Here is a 26,560-nt window from a genome sequence, read left to right as displayed (position 1 = left end):
CTCCTACACGTGCTTCTGGGCACCGCGACGTAACGGGCTGCCGCACTCCGCTCTCAACCACAATCTACCCGGCTGGCAGACACAAGCGGCGTAAGCCGCGAAGCAAACGACCCAAAAGATCGCAGTCTCTTCCTGCAATTTAAGCAACCCCAGCTTCGCGGCTTACACCGCTCCTACAAACCGCAAACGCAAAGCACCACCACAATCGCAACCGGCACAAATCCACTGCAAAACAAACAACAAAAAAGGGCTCGCATTTCTGCGAGCCCTTGAAATTTTGGTGGCCGAGGACGGAATCGAACCGCCGACACGGGGATTTTCAATCCCCTGCTCTACCAACTGAGCTACTCGGCCACTTTGTTTTGTTTTCGTCGGCGTTGCTGCCGTCGAGGAGGCGTATATTACGGAGCTATTTCGGTTTCGGCAAGCCAATTTCACAAAAATTTTCACATCCGCCGAAAATTCCTCGAAATGCCTTGTGCAGCGAGGCTTCAGATGCAGAAGCCGCTCAGCCGCATGGCGAAAAAATCGCCAAACCACCTATTCCCAGCGCAAAAACGCAAAGAAGCCGCTTCATCCGATGCGGCTTCTTTGCTTGAAGACTTGGTGGAGCGGAGGAGGATCGAACTCCCGACCTTCGCATTGCGAACGCGACGCTCTCCCAGCTGAGCTACCGCCCCACACGGTGAGCCGAGCATAGCGCGGCATTGCCGCCTTCGCCACTGGACCGCCACCAGTCCCTCTCAACCGCAATCCAGGCAACACCCAAGCGGCAGATTGTCACCCAGCCTCGCATTGTCTCCCGCATTCGCTTTTGATTCTGCTCCAGCGTCTCAGCCGCCAACAACTCAACCTTCACTCGTCGCCATCACCGCGAACAGCATCCAGGTGGTATGCGGAATCCACTGCTCCACCCAGCGCCACTGCTCCGAGTCCGGTCCTGGCGCGAAGCTGATGCCTGCACCGCGATCACTGTCCAGCGCACCGGTGATGCCGTTGGAGATGCCGCCGACGAACATCTCGCCAGCACTTTCCATCACGATCGGCGGGTTCTTCTGGCCGAAGCCGTAGAGCATGGAGATGCCGTAGGGGTTGCGGCCCAGCGTCCAGTCGAGCTGGTCCTGCGCGTAGCGGGCACGATCAGCAGACAAGCCATAGCCGGCAGCGCCATGGGCCGCCAGCTTGCGGCTGCCGATGACCATCGCCGCACTGAGCGAGGCCAGTCGCGCGCTTTCACCCTGCCACCAATAGCCGGTTTCATTCCGATGCGGGATGAAGAAACCCTCCATTACCTCGCCTGCGGCCTTGCCATCCTGCGTCAGCTGGAAGCGCTGGCGCGCATAACCGTAGGGGTTGGCAACCGACTGGGTCATGGCCAACTCATGCTTCAGCGCCGATCCAATAGCCTGCAGCGCGCGCTCGCGACGTACCTGCTCCGGCTCGATGTCGACATAGGCGGACAGGCTGATCACTGGCAGGCCAGCCTCAGCGGCGTGATAGTACGGCCGACTGCCGCCATCACTGATGAAGCCACCATCGGCCTGTTGCCGCCGGATCAAGCTGATCGCACGCATCCGCGCATCATCCAGATAGCGCTGCGCACCAGTGGCGTTGTGCAGCTCCACCAACGCCATCAGCGCGGTGTAGTCGTCGATGATGTTTTCCTTGCCATCGGCACCGTACTGCGGATTGAACTTGCGCAGGTGCGCATATGCGCGCTCCGCATCGGCGAGATACTGCGCACCATCAAACTCGCCGTGCCGACCAGATTGTCTGGCCAGCATGGAAGCCCGCGCCAGCGCGGCGATGGCCATCCCGCCACCGGCACGGAATGCCGAACGGTACAGCGTGGTGTAGGTCCCAGCGATGCCTTCGTAACCTGTGACCATGCGCTCGGCACCCGGCGTCCCCCACTGGTCGAATACCGTGGTGTAGAAGTAGCCCTCGTCATCGAGAATGCGGTGCAGATAGTCCGCACCCCAGAACGCCTCGTCCTCGACCTGCGTCTGCAACCCTTGTGCAGCAAACAGGCTCTTGCGCGCATGTGCACCATAAGCCAACACCCAGGCCGCCATCGAGGCTTGCTGCGGATTGAAATAGTTGGCATAGCCCAGGTGCGACAGATACTTGCCCTTGTCCCCCCCCGCATCCTGCCAGCCGCCCCAGACATTGACCTTGCGCGAGGTCTGGAAGATGCGGATGTTGCGATCGGCGTCATCGATATGGCGGCTGCGCTGGAAATAGCTCAGCAACTGCGCGCCAGTCGTAGCGAAGACGGCGTTGTCACGCACCGGCACCGTTGCCGACTGCGCATGCTGCCTGCCGATGCGCACATCTACCTGGTATTGCCCGGCCAGCTCAGCATCGGAGAAATCGGCACTGAAGTAACGCTTGCCGAGGCTCCATTCGGTGAATGACGGCAAGGCCTGCAACTTGCCGCTGACGACCTGCTTGCCGTCGCGCAGCACGGTATAGCTGCCCTCATCCGCACTGCCTGCATATTCGACGATGGCCAGCTTCGGCCCGCGCCGCTCCAGCGCCACCTGGTTGAGCTGTACCAGCAGCGGCTCGGTTGGCAGACTCACCGATACGGTGGTCTTCGGCTCCGCCGCCAAGGCCTTGGGTGATTGCAGCAGGCCAGACAGGGCCAGCGCCAAGGCGGCCACCACGAGAACACCGGTCTTGCGGGAATGCGGCAAAGCGGTCATCGGCACGGTTCCGGATAGACTAGGCATCGCAAGTTAGCCATGCAGCCATCTGTCGTCAATAAATACTTCACATGGATGTATGAATAATACAGCTATCTCCCCTCTCCCTATGCTCAAGCGGTTTCAACGCCTATGAATATTGGCCGCGGCGCCACCCAGCAATCCAGCGCCCCCTATAACCGCCGCCTCGTGCTGGATTTCATCCGCCAGCAGGGCGCAGCTTCGCGCAAGGACATCCAGGAAAAGGTCTCACTCAGTCCGCAGACGGTGGCCAACATTACCAATGAGCTGGAGACGATCGGCCTGATCGTCTCGCGCCGGCAGAAAGACCTCAAAACCCGCGGCCAGCCGCCCATCGCCTTCGAGATCAACCCCGACGCCGGCCAGTCGATCGGCATCAGCCTCGAGCCAGGCCGCGCCTCGGGTGCCTTGGTCAACCTGGTGGGCCAGATCGATGCACGTTGCGAGGTGCAACTGCAGGGATGCGATCGCAACCAACTCCTCGCCGGCCTGATGGAACTCGTAGCCAACCTGCGCAAACAGGCCAGCGCCCGCCTCTGGGGCATAGGCGTCGCCCTGCCCGGCCCGCTCGGCGATACCGAGCTGAGCTTTGTCGGCCCCACCGCACTGGAAGGCTGGAAGGACCTGTCCATCCTCGATCAGCTGCAGGAAGCCACCGGTCTGCCACTGTTCCACAGCGTCGACAGCGTTGCCGGCGCGCTGGGCGAGACCCTGTACGGGGTCGCCAAGCACCTGGACAACTTCTTCTACCTGCACCTGAGCATGGGCCTGGGCGGCTCGCTGATCGTTGGCCGCAACACCTACCGCGGTGCCGACGGCAATGCCACCGAGATCGGCCACGTGCCGGTCGTCCCGGGCGGTACGCCCTGCTATTGCGGCAACCAGGGCTGCCTGGAACGTTACCTTTCCCTGCATTCGCTTGCCGAAGCATTGGGCTTGGACGACGGCCAGATCCACACCCTGAACCTGCTCGACCGCCTTGACGACCCCAACGATCTACCGCTGCAGCACTGGTGCCAACAGGCAGCCCAACGCCTGCGCGATGCCATCTGCATGATCGAGAACATGCTCGACCCGCAGACCATCGTCATTGGCGGCTCCGCCCCGCAGAAGCTGGTGCAGCGCTTGGTCGACCTGGCCCAGCCCCTGCATCGCTCGGTACGCGGCCGGCCCTCGCCGGAACTGCCGCGCGTGATGATCTCCAGGCACGAAGAAGACTGCTCATTGCTGGGCGCGGCGGTCCTGCCCATCCACGAACTGCTGTCGCCCCGCCTAGAGGGCGTGCAGAAGGACGATCAGCCCGAAGTACAGGCAGCCGAACTCCTCGGCCATCGGCTGGCCAATGGAGGACGTCGAATTTAATTAAACTTCCACTGGATATTTTTATTGACAGTGCCGATTCGGGGTGCCTATAGTCGCCCCATGACGCAAAATCAGCCCCAGTTCAGCATCATCGGCGATGTCAGCGTGGACCTGGTCCTGGGCACGTTGAACCAATGGCCCCGGATCGGCACCGAACAGTTGCTGCCGCGCAGCGAGCTGCGCGCCGGTGGTTCCGCTGCCAACTCCGCCATCGCCGCCCGCCACCTCGGCCTCAGCCCTCGCCTGATCGGCGCCATCGGCGACGATGACCTCGCCCAGTGGCTGCTATTGCAGTTGGCCGGCATCCGCGTCGACCTGCAGACCTGCGCCAGCGATACCACCATGTCGGTCGGCCTGCTGCATGCCGATGGCGAACGCACGTTCTTCACCAGTTGCGGGCATCTGCAGCATCTGGACCCGGCCTTCGTGATGGAACATCTGCCGCCGGCCGCGCCCGGCAGCATCGCCCTGTTCACCGCCCCGTTCCTGCTGCCAGGCCTGCGCGACCACTACGCCCTGCTGCTGGCTCAAGCCTCAGCCAAGGGTTACCAGGTGGCGATGGATACCGGTTGGCCGCCGGAGGGCTGGACACCGCAGGTGCTGCAGGAAGTGGAAAGCTGGCTTGCCCATTGCGACCACCTGCTACTCAACGAGCTGGAGCTGACGAGCATCGCCGGCAATCATGATCTGGAGCCCGCCGTGCAGCACATTGCCAGCAAGCTCAAGCCCGGTGCCCAGCTGATCGTGAAACTGGGCGCTGCCGGCGCATTGGGCCATGCCGATGGCCAAACCATCCGCTACGCGGCCGAACTGACCCCGGACATCTTCGACACCGTGGGTGCGGGCGACAGCTTCAATACCGGCTACCTCGCCGCCTCTTTGAACCACGCCAATCTGCACGACGCGCTGGCGGCTGGCTGCCGCACTGCTGCTGCAATCCTGCCGCGTTTTCCCCGCAAGAGCATCGCTGCCGGCGAGCTCTCCCATTGCCTGCAGTCGTATCCCTGACCCCGGAGCCACGACCATGAAGCACCGGCCAGTGATCATCGGTTACATCCTCCTGATCTGGTTCGCGATTTCCTTCATTACCAACCTGATCGGGCCGCTGATGCCGATCGCCATCCAGGACTTCAAGCTGAGCCTGACCATGGCCGGTTTCATGCCGTTCTCCTTCTTCCTCGCCTACGGATTGATCTCGATCCCCGGCGGCATGCTGATCGAAGTACGCGGCACCCGTTTCACCCTGTTCGCCGCCTTCGCCCTGAACTTCACCGGTGCCTTGGCCATCGCGCTGATGCCGGGCTATGTCTCGGTGGTTGGCGGCCTGTTCGTAATCGGCCTTGGCATGGCCCTGCTGCAGGTGGTGATCAATCCACTGATGCGCACCGCCGCTGGCGAGCAGCACTTCGCGTTCTTCTCGGTGATGGCGCAGCTGGTATTCGGCCTGGCCTCGTTCCTGAGCCCACTGGCGTTCCGCCTGTACATGCAGCAACCGGGTGTGGAAGGCCAGCCGTTGGCCTGGCTGAACTTCTATTGGTACTTCAGTGCTGCCTTCGTGCTGCTGGCCCTGCTCAACTACAAGCTACCTTTACCGGCAGTGGAACTGCAGGACGACGAGCGCGCCGGCAGCCGCGAAGCCTACCGCAGCCTGCTGCGACGCCGCGATGTGCGCCTGTTCTTCCTCGCCATCGTTGCCTATGTAGGCACCGAGCAGTCCATCGCCAACTGGATGTCGCAGTTCCTGCACAGCTACCACGGCATATCCGCTACTGAACAAGGTGCAATCGCCGTCAGCCGCTTCTGGGGCTTGATGTCGCTGGGCTGCCTGACTGGCCTGGGCCTGCTGAAACTACTGGATTCAAAAGTGGTGTTGGCGATCTTCTCGACGCTGGCCATCGCCTGCCTTGCACTTGCCCTTTTCGGCCCTGCTGCCGTCTCTCTGTTGGCCTTTCCGGCTGCGGGCTTTTTCTTGTCAGTGATGTTCTCGGTGATCTTCTCTCTGGGATTGAATTCGGTCAGCCAACACCACGGCGCGTTCTCCGGAATTCTGTGCAGTGGCATTCTCGGTGGTGCCATCGTGCCGCTGTTGATAGGCATCGTTGCCGACCACCTTGGCCTGCGCGCGGGCATGTGCCTGGTCTTCATCCCCCTGCTTTATATCCTCAGCGTCAGTGCCTGGGCCAGGCCTCTGGTACGCAACCAAACCCTGTACTCGCAGAAAAAATCCCCCGCCTCGTCCTGAGCAGGGAGCCGTACCAGCCATCGCGCGGGCCTGCCGGCCCAAGTCGCCGTACAACCAGGAGCCAACGATGAAGAAGCATCCCAGCGCTGTTCGACCGACCGGCATCGCTGCCGCGGTGGCAGCCGTACTGATCAGCTGTGCAACTGCGCCGGCACTGGCCCAGTCCAGCACCGCCGATGAAGAAAACAAAGCCAAAACCAGCGACGCCCAGACCACCCTGCAGACAGTGCGGGTCTCGGCCACCCGCGTTGAATCGGACCTATTGAAAACGCCGGTCACCGTTACCGCCGTCACCCAGGAAGCACTGACCCGCGAAGGCATCCGCGACGTTCGCGGCCTGTCCGGCAGCATGCCCAACCTGCAGATCGCCAATGGTCCGGATTCCGGCGTGCAGGTGAGCATCCGTGGCATCGGCGCCAACAACTTCACCGAGATCGGCGACCCCGCCGTGGGCCTGCATGTGGCCGGCCTGTACTCGCCGCGCCCGCAGGGCGCGCTGGCGTTGATGTTCGACGTGGATCAAGTCGAAGTGCTGCGCGGCCCACAGGGCACCTTGTTCGGCCGCAACTCCACCGGCGGCAGCATCAACATCATTCCGGCCAAGCCGCGTTTCGATTCCACCTTCGGCAGCACCGAGCTGGAGCTGGGCAGCTACAACCTGCGCCAGTTCAACCTGATCCAGAACTTCGCGGTCAGTGAGCGCTTCGCCCTGCGCGTAGCGGCGACCAAGGTCGAACGTGATGGCTGGATCGACCAGCAGCAGGACTTCACCGATGTGAACATTCCCGAGCGCGGTTTCATCGCCGATGGCATTCCCGATGTCGACCAGCGCCGCAACCGCAAAGTCGATCGCAAGGACTATTACTACAACCGCGACGAATGGGCTGCGCGCATCGCTGCACGCTTCGCCATCACGGACGATGTGGAGTGGCTGCTGTCTTACGAGAAGTTCCAGAACTCCGGTGCCGGCCAGGTAGGCATGAAGGATTGCGATGCGGCCGCCGGCACCCGTTTCGCCTGCCAGGGCGGCAAGTGGGACGTGAAGATCAATGTGCCGGGCAAAACCGACATGTCGATCGACACCGTGCGCTCCAACCTCAACTGGTTCCTGAGCGATAGCAACAGCATCGAGTACAGCGTGGCCTTCGCCAGCCAGAAGCGCTCGCAGATTTCAGACGACGATGGCGGCTACCACGAGATTCCGTCGCAGGTCACCGCCACCTTGCCGGTGACAGCAGACGGCGACTGGGGCGTCTGGCCAGTGCGTGACAACACATCAATCACCTTGGACTCCAAGTACAAGTCGTTCGTGCACGAGCTGCAGTTCAAGCATCAGGGCGAGCGCTTGAATCTGGTCTCCGGCCTGTTCTGGATGCGCGAGAAGAACGCCATCAACTACGCACAGGAGATGCTTGTCAACGCGCCCTTCGGTTTTCCGATCAGCCAGTTCTATCACCAGCCCAACCGCCAGATCGACGCCAAAGCGATCTTCTCGCAGGCCGATTGGCACTTCGCCCCCACCTGGACTGCGACGCTGGGCGCACGCTACAGCCGTGACTCCAAGACCGACCGTGGTGGCCAGGTGTACGGCGGCTGGGATGCCACCTCAACGGCCTACTACAACGGCAAGTACGATCCAGGCACACCGGGCACGCCCGGCTTTCGTCCTCACAACGGCCGCGACCTGACCGAGCAGATGGGGCCGTACGGCGGCATTGATGCGTACAAGCTGTGGGGTCCGCCTGCGCAGAACGACCACTCCGATTCCTGGAACAAGTTCACTTACCGCCTGGGCCTGACCAAGGACCTGTCCGAGGACGAAATCCTGTTCACTTCGTTGTCCACCGGCTACAAGGCCGGCGGCTTCGGTGACAAGGACGATATCTGCGGCGGCAAGGACTGTCTTGAGGGCCCCGCCGGTCCGCAGTATTCCTTCTTCCCGTACAAGCCGGAGACCATCACCAACCTGGAGATCGGCTACAAGGGCCTGCTGCTGGACAAGCGTCTGAGCCTGTCGGTCACCGCGTTCTACAGCCGCTACAAGGACATGCAGGTCACCGGCGACTTCTACGCAGCCAAGGTCCACGTCAACGAACCCTGCCCCGACTGGGACCCGACCTGCGACGTGATCAAGAAGTGGCAGACGGTGAACGTCGGCACGGTGGACATCCCCGGCCTGGAAGTGGAAGTGGACTATCTGCCCACTCCCAACACCCGAATCGGCGGCTTCTTCTCGTACATCAACAGCAAGATCAAGGACTACCCGACCTTCAGCGACGAGTGGAACTGCGGCGTGCGCGAAGAGTTCGGCGCGGTGCCCTGCCCGGAACCCTACACCGGCCCGGACCCGACCTTGGCCGGCCGCCAGATCTACGACATCACCGGCAACCACCTGCCGATGACGCCGAAGTTCACCGCTGGAGTCAACGTCTCCCACACCTTCAAATTCGGCAATGGCTATGAGCTGGTGCCGTGGTTCAACTTCAAGTGGCAGGACAAGATGTACTTCACCCTGCGCAACATCGACAACCCGCATATCTCCGATGGGCAGAAGGCGTATGCCACTGTTGATGCCAGCCTGAGCCTGCAGTCACCCTCGTTCTGGCGCGCCGAGCTGTACGTGCTCAACGCCACTGACAAGATGACCAAGAACTGGGCCGACGATGCCGGCGGTTTCATCCGCGCCTACTGGAACGATCCGCGTACCGTGGGCCTGCGCGTTCGCTTCGATTACTGAGGCCTGTAGCAGGCGCTGACACAACCCCACGAAGACGAGGCAGTTTGCACGCGTACCGCTGTCATACCGCGAACCACCCGCAAGGGTGGTTTCGCCACTTGTGCGATTCGAAGCAGGGTACCAAACGCCACCCTACCCCTCGGCTCAACCTGTAGTGCCGAGCCATGCTCGGCAGGGGCCTTACCTGCGCACCCTCTCCCCAACCCCTTTCCAGTGAAGGGAGAGAGCCATTCAAGCCGACAAACACCGTAGCCTCGGCCCGAACTGTAGCGCCGAGCCATGCTCGGCAGCACCGTAGCCAAGGTAAGCGCAACGCACCCGGGAGCTATTCGCGAAAGCCCCGGGCGCACCGCGCTTACCCGGATTGCACGATCCTATGGCGGCAGCTCGACCGCCTCACTCGGACTTCGCCCATCCCAGGTCCGGCTCCGGGTGGTAGCGCACACCCAACGCATCCAGCTGCGGACGCAACGCGCCCATGCGCTGCACGAAGCCCGCATAGCTACGCTGCCCCGCTGGACTCCAGGCAACCTCAGCCACGGCCGCCAAACGCGGCCACAGGCGAGCATCCGCCGCCGCATCTGTATGCACGAACTCCGTCCACAACGCCGCCTCGATACCAACCGCCGTCTTGAACGGTGCTGGGTCGAAGCTATATGTGCGCTTCAGCGGCACTCCCTCCGCGCGGCACCAATCGGCACCGGGCTGGCCGGCGTAGTTGCCATGATCGATGTAGACATACGAACAGGGCGAAAGAATCAGCGGGTGCCCCTTGGCGACCGCCGCATCGATGGCATAGCCGTCGTTCCATAGTTGCAGCAGGACATTGGGTTTCATATCGGCCACCGAGCCCTCCTCCCATGCAACCGGAGTACGCCCCATCTCATCCACCATCGCAGCAGTACGCCCGACAAAATCGGCGTAAAGCGGGTGCTTGATCTCGTCACCGCCGATATGGATTTCCTGGGAAGGAAAGATCGCCAGTACTTCTTCCAGCACAATGCGGACGAATGGATAGACGACCTCAGGCTTCTCAAGGCACAACACGCTGAAACCCACTTCGACGCCCGAATAGACGGAGCGATTCTCCACGTCATCACAGGCCAGCTCGTTATACGAAGCCAATGCTGCCTGCACGTGCCCCGGCATGTCGATCTCCGGCACGATGGTGACCCCGCGCGCCTGCGCATAAGCCACCAGGTGCTTCAGCTGCTCCTGCGTGTAATAGCCGGCGCGCCCACCCTCCACCGCACTGCCGCCGCCGATCTCCACCAGCTTCGGGTAACGCTTGATCTCGATACGCCAGCCCTGATCGTCAGTCAGGTGCAGATGCAAGCGGTTCAATTTGAACAGCGCCATGCGGTCGATGTGCTTTTCCAGGTACTCCACCGGCAGGAAGCTCCTGGCGACATCCAAAGAGATACCGCGCCAGCGATAGGCTGGCACATCGTTGATCACGACGTGGGCCAGCCGATAGTCCGCTTGGGCGACCGCCGGCAACAACTGGCGCAAGGTCTGCACCCCGTACAGCAGACCTGTATCGGTCCGCGCACTCAGGCGGATGGCGTCGTCCACTACCAGCCGGTAGCCTTCATCGCCCAACGCCGTGTCATTGACCAATTGCAGATGGATGGAGGTTGCCGCCGCATCATTGGTACGGATACCCAAGCTTGCCAGCAGCTCCTGCAATGCACGGCCCGCATTGGCTGCAGCCGTGTCGCCGTTCAGCGACACCGCACCAGAAAAACGCAACTCGCCGACACCAACTTCCATGGATTGTGGAATGGGCACGACATGCGTCAACGGCGCCTTCGTTTCAACCATCGCAGGGGGCCGTTGATTGCATCCGACACCGACAACGGCAACCAGGCAGAGCAACAGGATTTCAAGCTTGAAGGGTAGCTTCATAGCGATAGGCAATCCGCAGGGACATCCCCGCATCATGCACAGTTCTGGCCGCTGCAGCCATTCCAAGTAATCAGCAGCTACCAAGCAGACCACGGTCCCGATCAAGGCCAGCCCACGCTCATAGCACTTAACCTCGGAACCAACGTTCCTGCTGAAAACACGAGCGGCGACCCGATGGAGGGGTCGGGTCGCCGCCCGAGGGCGCGATGGGCTACCCAGCAACATCACTCCGGACGCAACAGTGCCCACGCAGCGGTGAAGCCCGCGTAGAACCAAGATTGCAATCGCACGACAGCCTGCTTCAGTCCTTGGTCTTGCGTCGATAGTCCAGCGGCGGTGCTTCCCGCTGTAGTAGCGGTACGTACCGGAACCCTGCGCCCCGACGTTCGTCGAACTCCTGCTTGGCCTTGGCCACCAGCTCCGGGGACTGCAGCAATTGCACGCCGGCCAGGGCCATTACCTTGGCGGCATTCAACGCTCCTTTGGAACCGATCGACATCCCCGATGCCGCTACTGCCTGCCAGCTGTGCGCTGGGGTTCCGGGCACCCAGGTGGCTGTACTGACGCCGGCCGTGGGGACGTTCCAGCTGACGTCGCCAACATCGGTGGATGCGCTGCCTGCCTGGTCTGCCAGGTACGGCTGCAGCTGTGTTGCCATCTGCAGGTCTGGGCGCTTTTCCAGGCTCTCCTGCAGCTTCTTCGCGAATGCCTGCTCGGCCGGATCGTATTGCACGCCGCCAACCTGCTGCAGCGCTGCCTGCATCACCTGCCCAAGCGTGTCATTGGGCAGCAGCGAGTACACGCCACCGGTCGACTCGAATTCGACCGTGGTACCTGTGCCCATTGCGGCGCCTTCAGCCGCCTTCTGCAGGCGCTCGATCACATCGCGCACCACTGTCGGGTCGGTATGGCGCACGTAGTAATACGCCTCGGCCGCATCCGGCACCACGTTGGGGGCGGCGCCACCGTTGCTGATGACGTAATGGATGCGAGTGCCATCGGGCACGTGCTCGCGCATCAGGTTGGCCATGTAATTGAAGGCTTCCACGCCGTCCAGCGCGGAGCGGCCGCGTTCGGGGGCTATGGCGGCGTGGGCGGCGCGCCCGTGGAAACGGAACTTGCCGCTGATGTTGGCCAAAGTGGTGCCTTGTGCAGCGGAATTCTCCGCGGACGGATGCCAATGCAGCACCACATCCACATCATCGAACAGCCCCGCCTTGACCATGTACACCTTGCCGGAACCGCCCTCCTCCGCCGGCGTTCCGTACAGCCGCACTTCGCCGGGCGTACCGGTCTGCTGCATCCACTGCACCAAGGCACGGGCTGCGCCCACCGAAGCCGCACCAAACAGATTGTGGCCACAGGCCTGACCCGCATCCTGGCCGGCGATGACGCTGCGCACCGGCTCCGCCGCCTGCGCCATGCCAGGCAGCGCATCCATTTCTGCCAGCAGCCCGATCACTGGTCCCTTGCTGCCATTGCGGAAGCTTGCGATGAAGGCCGTCGGCATGCCGGCGACATTGGCCTGGATATGGAAGCCTGCCTGTTGCAACTCCTTCTGCAACAGCGCAGATGATGCATGTTCCAGATAGCCGAGCTCGGGCTGCTGCCAAAGCTGCAGGCCAACCTCAGCCTGCCGCTGCGCGTAGCTGTCCAGCGTACTGATCACGTCCGTGGCAAGCGTGGTTCCTGCAAGAGGAAGCAGTGCTGCCAGCAACGCGGCACGCAGATAACGGGTCTTCATCCAGCCAGCCTCACGCATCAATAAAAACTGACGTTGTCGATCTCGAACCACAGCTTGCTGCCGGGTTCGCCGCTGCCGGAGACAACCAGCTGCTGCAGGTCATCGCCCTTCCACACCGCCACGGGTGCCTTGGCGCGATACGGAGGCTGGCCCTGCAGTGCGGTGAACGGAATCTCCAAGGTCTGCCATTGTGCTCCCGCCTGCAGCGGCGCTATGAAGCGGCGATTGCCCAAGGCCCGTACTTCCAGCTGCAATTCCGGTGCGCTGCCGCGTAGCTCCAAGCGGATGCCGCGATAGGCACGCGCATCCACCGGCGCCACCGAACCACGGCTCAGCGGCAGGATCGTCGCAGCGAAGGCAGTGTCCTTGCTGGACAGCTTGGCCTGGGTCGCCAGTGCGTTGCCGCCGGTTTCGCGTGCGACGATCTCGGTTACCTGCGCGGTACGGTCATTGCCACCATCGGCCTCGTCCACGCGCAGCGTGTCCAGCGCGGTACGACCATCGGTGCGCTCGAAGTCATCAACCAAGGCCTGCACCGGCTGCGCTGGCAAGGCCAAGGCCTTGTTGCCGGCCGGCAACACCGCGCCCTTGCCTTGCACCTGACGACCGGCCACGTAGACCTGCTGCGTATTGCGAACGTCGCCGATTCTTTCCCACGGGCGACCGCTTACCAGCAACAGATCCGCACGCTTGCCAACCTCGATGCTGCCACGATCATTCACGCCCAGCGCCTTGGCGCTGGCCGAGGTACCAGCCAGCAGCGCCTCGCTCGGGGTCAGTCCGGCCTGCACCAGCAGCTCCAGTTCGCGCAGGGTCGATGTGCCATGCGGTGTGCCGGTCATGCCGGCATCGGTGCCCACCACTACCGGGATACCTGCATCGTGCAGCGTCTTGACGTTATGCAGGGCGTTGGCAAAGTTCTGTTCGCGCTGGGCCAGCACATCCGGCTTGCCGTTGTTGCGTCCGCTGCCATCGACGCGCTCGGGCAGATACACCGCCAGCGAAGGTGCATAGGCGGTCCCGTGCTCGCGCATCAATGCGATCAACTCATCGTCAACCGCACCGTCCTGCACGCTGTGCGCGATCACGTCAACGCCCGCACGTGCGGCGGCCTTGCCGCGCTTGACCATCACCGTATGGGTGAACACCTTGAGGCCGTTCTTGTGCGCCTCGTCGACCAGCGCGGTGAGGGTTTCCTCGTCCATGCTGCTGTTGTCGGCGGCATTGGAATAGCGCCAGCCATCGGTGAAGGCCTTGATGAAGTCGGGCTTGTAGGCGGCCACCGCACGCACGCCGGCACGTGCGGCCTCGGGTGAGTTCACCCAGCGCGTGGTGTTCTCATCACCCCAATCCGCGCCATGGCCGAGCGGTGTGCTCATGCGCGCTGCGAACTTGACGTCAGGCGCGGCAATCGAGGCCAGCCAGGCACGGCGTGGCGCATAGGCCTCCGGCGGCTCGTGGAAATCGCTGACCGTGGTAACGCCCGCCGCCATGTAGAGGTTCGCCACCTGCGGCAGTTCCGACGGCGTGGCGTTCGGCGTCCAGTGCGTGTGCAGATCAAACAGACCCGGCAGCAACGCCTGGCCACGTGCATTGACCACGCGTGCGCCCTTGGGGGCCGTCAGTCCGGCGCCGATGGCAGCAATGCGACCGTCCTCGACCAGCACGCTAGCCGCATAAGGTGCGCGGCCCGTGCCATCGAACACCATGGCGTCGCGAATCAACACAGCCTTGTCGCCAGCAGTAGCGGCCACGCTGGCCTGCCCTGCCCCCAGTAGTGCCGCGGTAAGCACCGCCAAGGCGAAACCACGCTTGCTGTTGTAGTGCATGTCTTTGTCCGGATTCATTGCATGGACCGCGCCGCCTGCGGCGCAGCATCAGGGGAGCTCAGCCGCACCACGTCTCCGCGCTGCTGCACCACCAGGCCAAGGCTCAAGGCGACGCTGTTGGCGAAGCCGCGCGGGTCACTGGCCGAATACAAGCCAACGATGCGGCGACTGCCAACCAGCGGGTCATCGATGACGATGCGGGTATCGCTGTAGCGCAGGAACTGCGCCGCCGCGACCGACAAGGTGTCGCCGTTGAACGACAACATGCCTTCGCGCCAGGCCAGTTGTTGGTCCACATCATCGGTGGGCACGGCCTCGATGCGGATGCCGTGGCTGCGGTTGGCCAGCGCGCGGTAGTTGGCCACCAGCCGCGCAGGGGCGACCGCGCCCTGGGTATCGGTCACATCGACGATGCCTTCGCGCACCAGCACCTCCACGCCACCGCTGCGGCGTTCGGTGAGGCTGACCGCGAAACTGGTGCCTACCGCGGTGACATCGGTTTCCTCCGCGCGCACCACGAACGGGCGCTGCGGGTTCTTGGCCACGTCGAACAAGGCCTCGCCCTGCAGCAGGTGGATATCACGGCGGGTCGCACTGAACTGCACCCGCACCTGCGAGTCCGAATCCAGTGTGATCGCCGAGCCGTCCTGCAGCGGCACGCGCAGGATCTCGCCCTTGCGGGTAGCGAAATACTCGGCACCGTCGTCCTGGCGTTGCACGCCGATGGCGAGCACGCCAACCACGGCAGCCAGGCCCATTGCCCAGCGCAGTACGCGCCGCGCCCGTCGTGGCGCGCGGGCGGTGAATGCACGGTCTATTTCGCCGGCCGACAGCGCGCGGGCGCGATCGGTACGCGCCAGCACTGCATGGGCGCGGGCATAAGCGCCAAAGTGGCGCGTATCGGCTTCCAGCCAGGCATCACGTTGCGCACGTTCCTCCACCGTGAGTTGCGCGCGGTCCTCGCGCGCCACCCAACTGGCGGCTACATCATCAATACTCGCATCAGCGCCGACGCGCATGCCTTGCTCCTTCCGCGGCGAACCGCTCACTACTCTTCTGCATTACGTCGTCATCACGCTTCATCGAATCCATCAATACCCGGATTCCCTTGCAGATGTGTTTCTCCACGGTGTTCTCGCTGATCTGCATGCGTTCGGCGATCTCGCGCTGCGAGTAGCCCTCCACACGCCGCAGCACGAACGCCTGCCGACACTTGTCCGGCAAGCTTTCGATCAAGGCGCCTATGCGCGCCAGCTCCTGTCGTGACGACGCCATCCGCTCCGGGCTGACTTCGTCACCGATTATGGCGACGCGGTCGATCTCGGCCACCGCCTCGATCGACACCACCTGCGCGCGCCGCAACTGCTGCAGCACCACCGAGTGGGCGACCGAGTACACATAGGCCTTGGGCTGCAGGATGTGCGATACGTCGGCCATGCCGGCGAGGATGGCGTAGGTCTCCTGGATCACGTCATCCACATCCTGGCGCAGCGACAGTCGCCGCCGCAGCCAGTCCCGCAGTGCAGGCTCGCAAGGCAATATGTGCTCGGCCAACCAGCCGGCACGCTCCCGCGCAAGCGCCGCGTTCATCGCGGCACCTGCCCGGCTCCCGCCGCGTGGCGGAATGGAACGTTTTTGTGCATCAGAACGCCTTGCTCACGTTGATGTACCAGTAACGCGGGTTGGCTTGGTAAACACCCGACGGGTAACCGAACACGTCGTCGGAGATCGGCGGGCGCTTGTTGGCGATGTTGTTGGCACCGACCTTGACCGCCACGTTGTTGAGCCAACCCTCGCGTGCGAAGTCGTACTTGACGAAGGCATTGGCCAGCGTCTGCGATTTGACCGTCCACGGCGTGCCATCGGCCAGGGTCAGGCCATTCTCGACGTAGGAACTGGCATAACGCGCGCTCGCGCCAACCGACAGCTGCTGGTAACGCCAGGTCAGCGTGCCGGACCACTTCCATTCCGGGTTACCGCCATTGCCGATCAGGTCACCACCACCGGTGATGCGGATCGACGGATCCACCAGCCCCGCGGACTTGGCATCTTCCAGCGCCTGCAGTGCCGGCGAACGCTGGCGGTAGAACTCGATAAGGTGAGTACCGGTGACCGAGACATCGAAACGACCGATCGCGGTTTCCGGCGAGTTCCAGCTGAAGTTGTAGTCAACGCCACGCAGGGTCTGCGGCTCCAGGTTGACGTACTGGTCGGTGACGTACAGCACCTTGCCGGCAGCAGCCAGACCGGTGCCGGCGAAGCGGGCGATGTCGTCAGCGGTCGCATCTGCACGCACCACCGCCGAGTTGCTACCGCCCTGCTGGCGCAGCATGTAGTCCAGGATCAGTGCATTGCCTTCGCCGAACAGGCCGATGATGCCCTCCTGCTCATACTTGTAGTAATCGACGGCGAAGGTGAAGCGACCGTAATTTTCCGGGATGAAGCGCGGCTGGAACACCAGGCCGGCACTGGTATTGGTCGAGGTTTCCGGCTTCAGGTCCGGGTTGCCCGAGCGCCGTGCAGTGGTGGAGTAGCTGTAGCCGCCGCAGTTGGCGAACGCCGGCTGTGCACCGCTGCGCTTGTCCGCCTCGCACTGGATGTAGTCGGTGCGGGTGTTGGAACGGCTCACCACCGTGGCGTTGATCTGCTCCAGGTTGGGCGCACGGAAGCCCTTGGCCCAGGACGAACGCAGGGTCAGGCCATCAAACACCTGCCAGCCCAGCGCCAGCTTCGGCTTGGCGACATTGCCGAAGTCGTTGTAGCGCTCGGCACGGCCGGCCACCTGCAGGTCCAGCGAGCGCACCAGCGGGATGTTCATTTCCGGCGATACCAGCGGCACCGAGAACTCGGCGAACAGGCCGGCGACGGTGCGCGAGCCATAGGTATCCGGGGTCGGGCTGACGCCGTACATGTCGCTGGGATAGGCAACGCCGGTGATCGCATCGGTGAAGGTCACCGAACCATCGACGCGTGCATCGCGATCATCGCGCTGGGTTTCGTGCCGCACTTCCAGGCCCGCGGCCATGCCGACATCGCCGGCCCAGGTCTTGAACAGGTCCGCGCGCGAGGCCTTGAAGTCCCACAGGAACAGCTCGGTCTTGCTCTGGCGCTGTGCCTTGTAGAAGAACTGGTCCAGCTTGTCCCAGTCATTGCAGCCGCCGCAGAACGGGTTGTAAGCCGATGCGGTGGGATTGGCCAGGGCTTGCTGGAACAGCGACATGCTCACTGCATCCTGCGTGTCCTTGACCTTGGCCGCCGAGTACAGCGCGGCGCTTTCCCAGTCGAAGCCGTAATGGAAGCCGCGCAGGCCGGCCAAGGCACGCACCTGGGTGTTGTTGACCTCGATGCGGGTCGGCCGCTCGAAGCGGTAGCTGGTGATGGTCACCGGCACGCCGTTTGCGCCGATGTTCAAACCCTGCAGACGATTCGGATTGAGCGAACCGTCAGGCAGATACATCGCGCCGAACGGGTTCCAGTAGTTATTGGCAGCTACCGTCATCGGCAACGCGGTGATGGTGTTGACGCCGTTCTGCAGGCTATAGGCACGCGAGTTGTAGACACCGGCCTCGCTGAAGAACGACAGGCCGTTGTCGAAATCATGCTTGCCGGTGACGAACAGGTTCAAACGACGCACGTCCGGGCTGATCGACAACGGATATTGGCCCTGCTGGTTGTCGCGCAGGTTGGCGTCGGCACCGGAGGTGGCCTTGCTGCCGGACTGCACGCACAGGCCATCGGCAATGGTCGCCGCGCAGCCGCTATTGCTGGTGGGCTGTACATGGAAAGCACCGGCGGTGGTGGTCAACCAGGTACCGTTCTTGGACACGCGCGGACCGACCACGGTGAAGTTGCCCCACGGGCTGTTGGTGTTGCGGTTGTCGGTACCGGCAAGGCCTTCAAACGGCGTGCCGAGGAAATCGGCCGCACGGTTACCGTTTTTGGTCCAGTCCTGGTCCAGCGAGTTCAAGCCGGTGGTGTTGTAGTAGTTGAAGGCGATGGTGATATTGGAGCGCAGGTCTTCGGAGTTCTTGCCCCACATGCCGTTGACGCCGATATCGCGCAGGTCGGTGCCTTCACCGAAGCCCTTCTGCACGCTGATGGTGCCGCCGTCCATGTCATCGCGCAGCACGTTGTTGACCACGCCGGCCACCGCATCGGTGCCGTAGATGGCGGCCGCGCCGTCCAGCAGTACTTCAACGCGGCGCAGGTTGGACACCGGCACCGCATTGGCGTTGTAGGTCAGCACCGGCACCAGGTTGCCGTCGGCCTGGCTGGTGGGATGGACCACTGTGCGGCGGCCGTTGATCAGCAGCAGGGTATTGCCCACGCCAAGGCCGCGCAGGTTGACCGAGGCGATGTCGCCGCGCGCGTAGTTGGAGCTGTTGCCGCCGTTGGTGCCACTGAACGAGACATCGCCCATCTGCGGGATGGAGCGGTAAAGCTCGTCGCCAGACACGGCGCCGGTGGCCTCGATCTGCTCAGCCTGCAAGGTCGCCACCGGCAGGATCGCGGCGGTCTTGGCGCCCTTGATCTGGCTGCCGACCACAGTAATCTGGTCCAGCGTGCTGACGCTGGGGCTGGCCGCTGCCGGCGCGGGTTCAGCGGCTTCCTGTGGCGCAGCCGGAGCTGCTGCCTGCCCTGCAGCCAGTCCACCCAATCCCCCCAGCGAAGCCAACATCGGCGTGGCCGCGCGCAGAGTAATGGTGCGGCCATCGTCCGAGGCCACGCTCAGACCGGTACCGGTGAGCAGGCGGGCCAGCGCCTGGCGCGGCTCCATCTGCCCTTTCAACTCGGCTACTTCAATGCGCTGCGCGCCACCTGAATGCGCTGGGGCGATGATCTGCACGCCGGCCTGTCGGGCGAACTCCGGCAATACCTCCTCGATGCTGCCGGCCTGAAGATCGAACTGTGGTGGCGCTGCCAGCGCCGGAACGGAGGCGCACAACGCCACAACTGCCAGACCGCCGCGGATAGCGCTTGCAAGCGGCAACAACTTGAATGAACGCATGGATGAATCCCCAGAAAATGACGCGAATGACGGCAACCTCTGCCCCCTGCATTAATCGATGCATGACCGCGGCGGTTCCGCCATCCCATCGTCATAGTCGCTGATCTTGCAGACCTGTACCCAACAGGCCGCCATACGCCGTAGTATTCTTGGGAGATAAGCTCAGTACCCGAGGACCACGCCCCATGCGTTTTCGCCCCCAGTACGCCTTGATGGCCGTACTCGCACTTGTACTCACCGCCTGCGGCAATGGCCCGGTGAAGCGCGTCTCCGAACCGGCCGCCAGCATCCAGCAATTGAGCGTCGGCAATGACGGCAACTGGGAAGTGGAATTGCGCCTGCGCAATTACAGCTCAATGCCGATGCGTTTCGACAACGTGTCGCTGGCGGTGAAGGTTGGCGATGAAGCCGCCGGCACGCTCAGCGCCAGCCCGGCGCTGTCGATCGGCCCGGAATCGGCCGACGTCATCAAGGTCCGCCTGCAGCCCTCGTCCTCGGCGCGCATTGTCGTCGCCGATGCACTGGCCGGTGGCCGCTCGCTGTTCTACGAACTGGAAGGCAGCGTCAGCGCCACGCCAGAAGAAAAGAAGCAACGCAGTTTCGACATCAAATCGCGCAACAGCCTCAACCAGGCCCCGGGCCTGCCCGGCGTGCTGCGCTGATCCCCCATCCGTTCCCGCATTGTTCGAGAGCCGTCTGATGAGCAACTACAAAGCACCTGTTACCGATCTCCGTTTCGCCCTGCACGACGTATTGAAGGCAGAGTCCCTGTTTGCCTCGATGGGCTTCGAAGATGCCACCGCCGACGTCATCGACGCGGTGCTGGAAGAAGCCGGCCGCTTCAGCACCAGCGTGCTGGCCCCGCTCAATGCAATTGGCGACCAGACCGGCTGCAAGCTCGACAAGGCCACCAATGAAGTCACCACCGCACCGGGCTTCAAGGAAGCCTATGCACAGTTCGTCGAAGGCGGCTGGACCGGGCTGACCGCGTCGCCGGACTTCGGTGGCCAGGGCATGCCGGAAACCATGGGCATGGCCTTGAGCGAAATGGTGTCCTCGGCCAACCTGGCCTGGAGCCTGTTCCCGATGCTGTCGCACGGTGCGGTTGAAGCGCTCAAGCACTACGGCGAAGACTGGCAGAAGGAAGCCTTCCTCAAGCCGCTGGTCGCCGGCAACTGGACCGGCACCATGTGCCTGACCGAGCCGCACGCCGGCACCGACCTGGGCCTGCTCAAGACCCGCGCCGAGCCGAACGCCGACGGCAGCTATTCGATCACCGGCACCAAGATCTTCATCACCGCCGGCGAGCACGACCTCGCCGACAACATCGTGCACCTGGTGCTTGCCAAGCTGCCCGACGCACCGGCCGGCCCGAAGGGCATCTCGCTGTTCGTCACCCCGAAGTACAAGGTCGACCGCGACGGCAAGCAGGGCGAGCGCAACGAACTGCATTGCGGCGCGCTGGAACACAAGATGGGCATCCACGGTTCGTCCACCTGCGTGATGAACTTCGACGGCGCCCAGGGCTACCTCGTCGGCCAGCCGCACAAGGGCCTGCAGGCGATGTTCGTGATGATGAACTCCGCCCGCCTCGGCGTTGGTGTGCAGGGTCTGGCGCAGTCCGAGCGTGCCTACCAGGGCGCATTGGCCTATGCTCGCGAGCGTCTGCAGTCGCGCGCACCCAAGGGTGCCGTGCAGCCGGACAAGCCGGCCGACCCGATCATCGCCCAGCCCGATGTGCGCCGTATGCTGCTGACCACCAAGGCGTTGACCGAAGGTGGCCGCCTGCTCGCCGCACACGCTTACACCCAGCTCGATGCCGCACACAGCAGCGCTGATGCACAGGCACGTGCCGACGCCGATACGCTGGTCAGTTTCCTCACCCCCATCGTCAAGGCCTGCCTGACCGAGTGGAGCATCGAGGCTACGTACAACGGCCAGCAGGTATTCGGCGGCCACGGCTACATCGCCGAGCACGGCATGGAGCAGTACGCCCGCGATGCCCGCATCACCACCTTGTATGAAGGCACCACCGGCATCCAGGCGCTGGACCTGATCGGCCGCAAGACCGCCGCCTCGCAGGGCGCCGGCCTGAAGTTGTTCCTGGCCGAGATCGAGCAGTTCATCGCCGCCAACGCCAGCAACCCGGCCGTAGCCGAGTTCCTGCCGGTGTTGGGTGGCAAGGCCAAGGAATGGGGCAAGCTGACCATCGACGTGCTGCAGCGCGCCGCCGCCAATCCGGAAGAACTGGGCGCGGCCAGCTGGGACTACCTGTTCTACAGCGGCTACGTCACAGTGGCTTATTGGTGGGCCCGCTCGGTGGTCGCCGCACAGGCATCCAGCCACCCGGAAGCCTTCAAGCAGGCCAAGCTGGAAACCGCACGCTTCTACTACGCCCGCATCCTGCCGCGCACCCTGAGCCACGCCGCCGGCATCGCCGCTGGCGCCGACTCGCTGATGGCGATGGATTCGGTCCGCTTCGGCGACTGATCCAACAGCAAAAGCAGGGCAAAGCTCCCCTCATCCGCCCCTTCGGGGCACCTTCTCCCGCAAGCGGGAGAAGGGAGTGATTAAGTTGCCTGCGATCTGCAAGCCCCTCTCCCGCCTGCGGGAGAGGGGCTGGGGTGAGGGCAGCTCTTGCTTCGCCCCCTCCCTTGCGCCGAAGGCGGAGGGGAGGGCTGGGGAGGGGTAAGCTCTCAGGCGTCCGAGACACCCCCAGCTTCGCGGCTAGCGCCGCTCCCACAAAACCACCGGCCGCCATCCGCCTTTACACAAACTGTCACGCATCGTGTATAAGCTGTTAACCCGATGGAGACAGACACTACACCGCGTAGTCTGATCGATACCGGAGCCGGGACTTCCGCTCCGACAGACGGGTTTTCACTTCCGCCCTCCCTCCACCGCCTCGGCTCCGTGCGACTGCTGTCGCTGGATGCGCATGGCCGCGTGCTGGACTGGATCAACTGGCAGGATGCCGCCTGCCTGTATGCACGCGGCGCCGTCGCCTGGACCATGGGCGATCCCTGCCTGCATGTACACGGCGCAATATCGCGGCTGACCGGCCTGCGCAGCGGCATGGACCTGCACCCGATCATCGCCTCGCGCGGCCACGCCCGCTCGCGCGCGATCGATCCCACGCCCAACCTCACCAATCCCGCGCTGTTCGCGCGCGATGCCCAGCTCTGCCTGTATTGCGGCCAGCACTTCAGCCGCCCGCAGCTGACCCGCGACCACGTCCTGCCCGTCTCCAAGGGCGGCAAGGACACCTGGGAAAACGTGGTCAGCGCCTGCTTCCACTGCAACTCGCGCAAGAGCAACCGCACCCCGGCGCAGGCCAACATGCCGCTGCTGGCGGTGCCCTACCGGCCCAGTTGGATCGAGCACCTGATTCTGTCCAACCGCAACATCCTGGCCGACCAGATGGCTTTCCTGAAGTCGCAGTTGCCGCGCAAAGCCTTGCAACGCGGGCTCTAAGCCCCACGCTGCGGTCTCGCGTATTCATGCGAAGCTGCCATCCAGGCTGAACACGGCCTTCAGCTTGGTGCCAAACCACCTCATCCGGCACTCATTGATGATGTGCTTTGCTTGCCCCACCCTCTCCGGACGGGGAAAATACCGTTTCGAGTGAAACGCGAAGACCATGATCGACTCTGCCAGCTATCCGCGCCTGTCGCGCATCAAGACTCCCGATGACCTGCGTCTGTTCGACGAGAGCGAACTGGGGGCCATTGCCGGCGAGTTGCGCGCCTACCTGATCGAGTCGGTGGGCAAGAGCGGCGGTCACTTCGCGGCCGGCCTGGGCGTGATCGAGCTTACCGTCGCCCTGCACTATCTCTATGACACCCCGGTCGATCAGCTGGTGTGGGACGTGGGCCACCAGACCTACCCGCACAAGATCCTCACCGGTCGTCGCGACAGCATCCACACCGTCAAGCAGAAGGACGGCGTTGCGCCGTTCCCCAAGCGCGAGGAAAGCGAGTTCGACACCTTTGGCGTCGGCCACTCCTCGACCTCGATCTCCGCTGCACTGGGCATGGCCATCGCGCGCCAGCGCCAGGGCGATGACCGCAAGGTGATCGCGGTGATCGGCGACGGCGCGATGACCGCCGGCATGGCGTTTGAAGCGCTGGCCCACGCCGGTGGCATGGACGACGAGCCGAACGTGCTGGTCATCCTCAACGATAACAACATGTCCATCTCCGAAGCCGTCGGTGGACTGACCAAGATGCTGGGCCGGGCAACCGCCAGCCGCACGCTCAACGCCCTGCGCGAGAGCGGCAAGAAGATCCTCGGCGACAAGCGCCACAGCCCGCCTGCGCGCTTCGTGAAGCGCTGGGAAGAACAGTGGAAAGGCATGTTCGTGCCCTCCACCGCCTTCGAGCAGATGGGCTTCCATTACACCGGTCCGATCGATGGCCATGACTTGCCGCTGCTGGTATCGACCCTAAAGCACCTGAAAGACGCCAAGGGCCCGCACCTGCTGCACATCATGACCACCAAGGGCAAAGGCTACGAGCCGGCCGAGGACGACCAGATCGGCTACCACGCCGTCGGCCCATTCGACCCGAGCAAGGGCCTGCCGGAAAAGGGCGCGCCCAAGAAACCGACCTATACCGACATCTTTGGCGACTGGCTGTGCGACGCCGCCGCCGCCGACCCCAAGCTGCTGGCGATCACCCCAGCCATGCGCGAAGGCTCGGGGCTGGTGCGCTTCAGCAAGGAATACCCGCAGCGTTACTTCGACGTTGCCATCGCCGAGCAGCATGCGGTGACATTGGCCGCCGGCATGGCCACCCAGGGCGCCAAGCCCGTGGTCGCCATCTACTCCACCTTCCTTCAGCGCGCCTACGACCAGCTGGTACATGACGTCGCCACCCAGGACCTGGACGTGCTGTTCGCCATCGACCGTGCCGGTGTTGTCGGCCCGGACGGCGCTACCCACGCAGGCAACCTCGACCTGAGTTACCTGCGCTGTGTGCCGAACATGGTGGTCATGGCGCCAGGCGATGAAGCCGAATGCCGGCAGATGCTGAGCACCGGCCTGCAGTACAAGGGCCCCGCCGCAGTGCGCTACCCGCGCGGCACCGGCCCCGGCGCAGCCGTTGGCAGCGACCTGTCCACCCTTGAAATCGGCAAGGCGCAGCTGCGCGTGCAAGGCAGCCGCATCGCCATCCTCGCCTTCGGCGCAGCCGTGCCGGCGGCTGAGCAGGTCGGCCGCGAACTGGGCCTGAGCGTGGTCAACATGCGTTTCATCAAGCCGCTGGACAAGGCGATGCTGCTGGAACTGGCGCGCACGCACGACGGCTTTGTCACCGTTGAAGACAACGTGGTTGCTGGCGGCGCAGGTTCGGGCGTCTCCGAACTGCTCAACGCCGAAGCCGTGCTGATGCCGATGCTGCACCTCGGCCTGCCTGATAGCTACCAGCACCACGCCAGCCGCGAAGACCTGCTGGCCGAGGCCGGGATTGATGCAGCAGGTATTCGCGCCGCCATCCTGAAGCGCTGGCCGAAGCTGCAGGACAGCACGGCACCTTTGAGTGCAGCGAGCTGAGCTGGACTCCAATTAGCGAGTATCCCGAAATCCGATGCCAGTCCCCTGGCATCGGATTTTTCTTTGTGGGAGCGGCGTAAGCCGCGAAGCAAAAGCACTATCCGGTGAGGGGAAAACCGGTTGTTCGAACTATCTCAGCTTCGCGGCTTACGCCGCTCCACAAATCAGCAACAGCGTAGCCCGCCTTACCTACATGAGCTCCGCACTCAGACCACAAAACTGCTCTTCAGGGCGACTCAATCTCATACCCTCGCGCCCGCAGCGCCGCCAGATAGCCATCGGCTTCCAGCAACCGATCCACCGGCAACATCGCAAACGTTTCTTCATTGCGCTGTACGGCGGCTTCCGCAATCGACAACCAATGCTGGCGCACACCCGCCTTCAGATCACCGAAACCGCGATTGCGCACGAAGCCCGACTGCGTGATCGCCTGCATGCAGGCCGCACCCGCGTCCTCATACGGTGAGCGCCGCAACGCCTCCACATCGCCCATTGCCCAGGCATTCGCACGCTCGACCAAGGTCGGCAGATCGTTCTCGACCAAGTCCACGGTCCGTTCGAGGCACACCGCATCGTCCATGCCACCCTCGCGGAACTCGCGGACCGCTGCCTTCGGGTCCTCGATCTTGATCTTCCAGCTCGTTGAGGTAGGCGTGATACCCGCTGCTTTCGCGGCAGCTTCCACCACCGGCCAGACCACAGGCTTCTGACCAAGGCCGATGGATTTCATCGCCGCCGCCTGCAACTCACCGGCCGCGAACATCGGCCGTTTGCGCTCGATCCCGCCGTCGCGCGGCAGGTAACGCTGCTTCACCGCACGCCAGCGCGCATACAGCGGTGGTGCCAGCACGTCGCCCAGCTCCGCGCCGTCTTCGTTACGCATCACCTTCCAGATCGATGGCGCCAACGCCAGCTTGCCAAAGAAACCCACGTCGGCGTCAAACACCACACCGGGTGACAGCAACACCTGCCCCGAGCGCGCGATCACCGTTCGCACCTCATCGGCCCGCCAATCAATCTGGTTGGGCAACGGCGACACTGTGCCCAGGATCCAAAGCACATGCCCGTCCTTGCTGACCCGCCACAAGCCAGGCCCGGGCTGCACGCCATGGACGACGACCGCCTCCATATCGCGGATCGGTGCCGCTCCCGCGTCCGTAGGCACTTCCATCACTTCCTGCGCCGAAACCCCTCCCGCAAGCAAGCACATCAACAGACAGCAACCACGCAAGCCCTGCACTACCGACATACCTGTCTTCCTTGGAACGATCTGGCTGGCGACATTAGCCATTTCGTTGCATCGATGCGTTAGAACATCGTTCTTCAAGTGCAATAAATTGCCAGCCAACCATGTAGTGGGGGGGCGCCGGGGCGGGGGGGAGGGGGGGGGCGGCGCGGGCCAGGGGCGGAGCGGGGGGGGGGGGCGGCGCCGGCGAGAAGCGCAGCGCCA

At 63.6% G+C, this 26,560-nt stretch carries 16 protein-coding genes and 2 tRNA genes; 8 read left to right on the top strand and 10 right to left on the bottom strand.

The window, feature by feature from the left end:
- Positions 1 to 278: 278 nt before the first annotated feature.
- The 3 genes from ACVOMF_RS14780 to ACVOMF_RS14770 form a co-directional block, all read right to left on the bottom strand.
- Positions 279 to 354: transfer RNA gene (locus ACVOMF_RS14780), tRNA-Phe, on the bottom strand.
- A 250-nt stretch (positions 355 to 604) separates the two neighbouring features.
- Positions 605 to 680: transfer RNA gene (locus tag ACVOMF_RS14775), tRNA-Ala, on the bottom strand.
- Positions 681 to 848: 168 nt separating this feature from the next.
- Positions 849 to 2,708 (bottom strand): glycoside hydrolase family 9 protein, encoded by a 1,860-nt coding sequence (locus ACVOMF_RS14770; protein WP_481509949.1) that lies wholly within the window; start codon positions 2,706 to 2,708, stop codon positions 849 to 851.
- Between the two features lie 132 nt (positions 2,709 to 2,840).
- Here ACVOMF_RS14770 and ACVOMF_RS14765 point away from each other — a divergent pair, with 132 nt between their 5' ends.
- The 4 genes from ACVOMF_RS14765 (at position 2,841) to ACVOMF_RS14750 (ending at position 9,070) form a co-directional block, all read left to right on the top strand.
- Complete coding sequence (locus ACVOMF_RS14765; protein WP_481509948.1) at positions 2,841 to 4,091, top strand: ROK family transcriptional regulator; 1,251 nt, start codon at positions 2,841 to 2,843, stop codon at positions 4,089 to 4,091.
- Between the two features lie 60 nt (positions 4,092 to 4,151).
- The gene (locus ACVOMF_RS14760; protein WP_481509947.1) at positions 4,152 to 5,099 is read left to right on the top strand and encodes a carbohydrate kinase family protein; all 948 of its coding nucleotides are present in this window, start codon (positions 4,152 to 4,154) and stop codon (positions 5,097 to 5,099) included.
- A gap of 16 nt (positions 5,100 to 5,115) precedes the next feature.
- On the top strand, positions 5,116 to 6,333 hold the full coding sequence (locus tag ACVOMF_RS14755; RefSeq protein ID WP_481509946.1) for an MFS transporter: 1,218 nt from the start codon (positions 5,116 to 5,118) through the stop codon (positions 6,331 to 6,333).
- Between the two features lie 67 nt (positions 6,334 to 6,400).
- Entirely contained in the window at positions 6,401 to 9,070 is a 2,670-nt protein-coding gene (locus tag ACVOMF_RS14750) for a TonB-dependent receptor (RefSeq protein ID WP_481509945.1), read from the top strand.
- A 396-nt stretch (positions 9,071 to 9,466) separates the two neighbouring features.
- Here ACVOMF_RS14750 and ACVOMF_RS14745 read toward each other — a convergent pair whose 3' ends face one another.
- The 6 genes from ACVOMF_RS14745 to ACVOMF_RS14720 form a co-directional block, all read right to left on the bottom strand.
- A complete protein-coding gene (locus tag ACVOMF_RS14745) occupies positions 9,467 to 10,894 on the bottom strand; it encodes a beta-N-acetylhexosaminidase (protein WP_481509944.1) in 1,428 nt (475 codons plus the stop codon).
- Between the two features lie 385 nt (positions 10,895 to 11,279).
- Positions 11,280 to 12,722, bottom strand: a complete 1,443-nt coding sequence (locus ACVOMF_RS14740) for an amidohydrolase (protein ID WP_481509943.1) — start codon at positions 12,720 to 12,722, stop codon at positions 11,280 to 11,282.
- A gap of 17 nt (positions 12,723 to 12,739) precedes the next feature.
- Complete coding sequence (locus ACVOMF_RS14735) at positions 12,740 to 14,569, bottom strand: amidohydrolase family protein (RefSeq protein ID WP_481509942.1); 1,830 nt, start codon at positions 14,567 to 14,569, stop codon at positions 12,740 to 12,742.
- The gene (locus tag ACVOMF_RS14730) at positions 14,566 to 15,570 is read right to left on the bottom strand and encodes a FecR family protein (RefSeq protein WP_481509941.1); all 1,005 of its coding nucleotides are present in this window, start codon (positions 15,568 to 15,570) and stop codon (positions 14,566 to 14,568) included. Before ACVOMF_RS14730 ends, ACVOMF_RS14735 begins: the two co-directional genes overlap by 4 nt.
- Positions 15,554 to 16,141 carry an RNA polymerase sigma factor gene (locus ACVOMF_RS14725; protein WP_313493508.1) on the bottom strand — a complete coding sequence of 196 codons (588 nt, stop codon included), beginning with the start codon at positions 16,139 to 16,141 and terminating at the stop codon, positions 15,554 to 15,556. The genes ACVOMF_RS14730 and ACVOMF_RS14725 overlap by 17 nt, the downstream gene beginning before the upstream one ends.
- A gap of 52 nt (positions 16,142 to 16,193) precedes the next feature.
- The gene (locus ACVOMF_RS14720) at positions 16,194 to 19,559 is read right to left on the bottom strand and encodes a TonB-dependent receptor (protein WP_481509940.1); all 3,366 of its coding nucleotides are present in this window, start codon (positions 19,557 to 19,559) and stop codon (positions 16,194 to 16,196) included.
- Positions 19,560 to 19,744: 185 nt separating this feature from the next.
- Here ACVOMF_RS14720 and ACVOMF_RS14715 point away from each other — a divergent pair, with 185 nt between their 5' ends.
- The 4 genes from ACVOMF_RS14715 (at position 19,745) to dxs (ending at position 25,110) form a co-directional block, all read left to right on the top strand.
- Entirely contained in the window at positions 19,745 to 20,221 is a 477-nt protein-coding gene (locus ACVOMF_RS14715) for an LEA/WHy family protein (RefSeq protein WP_481509939.1), read from the top strand.
- 37 nt (positions 20,222 to 20,258) lie between these two features.
- On the top strand, positions 20,259 to 22,049 hold the full coding sequence (locus tag ACVOMF_RS14710; RefSeq protein ID WP_481509938.1) for an acyl-CoA dehydrogenase C-terminal domain-containing protein: 1,791 nt from the start codon (positions 20,259 to 20,261) through the stop codon (positions 22,047 to 22,049).
- 318 nt (positions 22,050 to 22,367) lie between these two features.
- Complete coding sequence (locus ACVOMF_RS14705; RefSeq protein WP_282266789.1) at positions 22,368 to 23,033, top strand: HNH endonuclease; 666 nt, start codon at positions 22,368 to 22,370, stop codon at positions 23,031 to 23,033.
- Between the two features lie 166 nt (positions 23,034 to 23,199).
- Positions 23,200 to 25,110 (top strand): 1-deoxy-D-xylulose-5-phosphate synthase, encoded by a 1,911-nt coding sequence (gene dxs, locus ACVOMF_RS14700; RefSeq protein WP_481509937.1) that lies wholly within the window; start codon positions 23,200 to 23,202, stop codon positions 25,108 to 25,110.
- 226 nt (positions 25,111 to 25,336) lie between these two features.
- Here dxs and ACVOMF_RS14695 read toward each other — a convergent pair whose 3' ends face one another.
- The gene (locus tag ACVOMF_RS14695) at positions 25,337 to 26,281 is read right to left on the bottom strand and encodes a TraB/GumN family protein (RefSeq protein WP_481509936.1); all 945 of its coding nucleotides are present in this window, start codon (positions 26,279 to 26,281) and stop codon (positions 25,337 to 25,339) included.
- Between the last annotated feature and the right edge of the window lie 279 nt (positions 26,282 to 26,560).

The sequence above is a fragment of the Stenotrophomonas sp. STEN022 genome, from assembly GCF_056760155.1.
The sequence above is the reverse complement of the archived record's forward strand: the minus strand, read 5'-3'. Positions and strand labels throughout refer to the sequence as shown.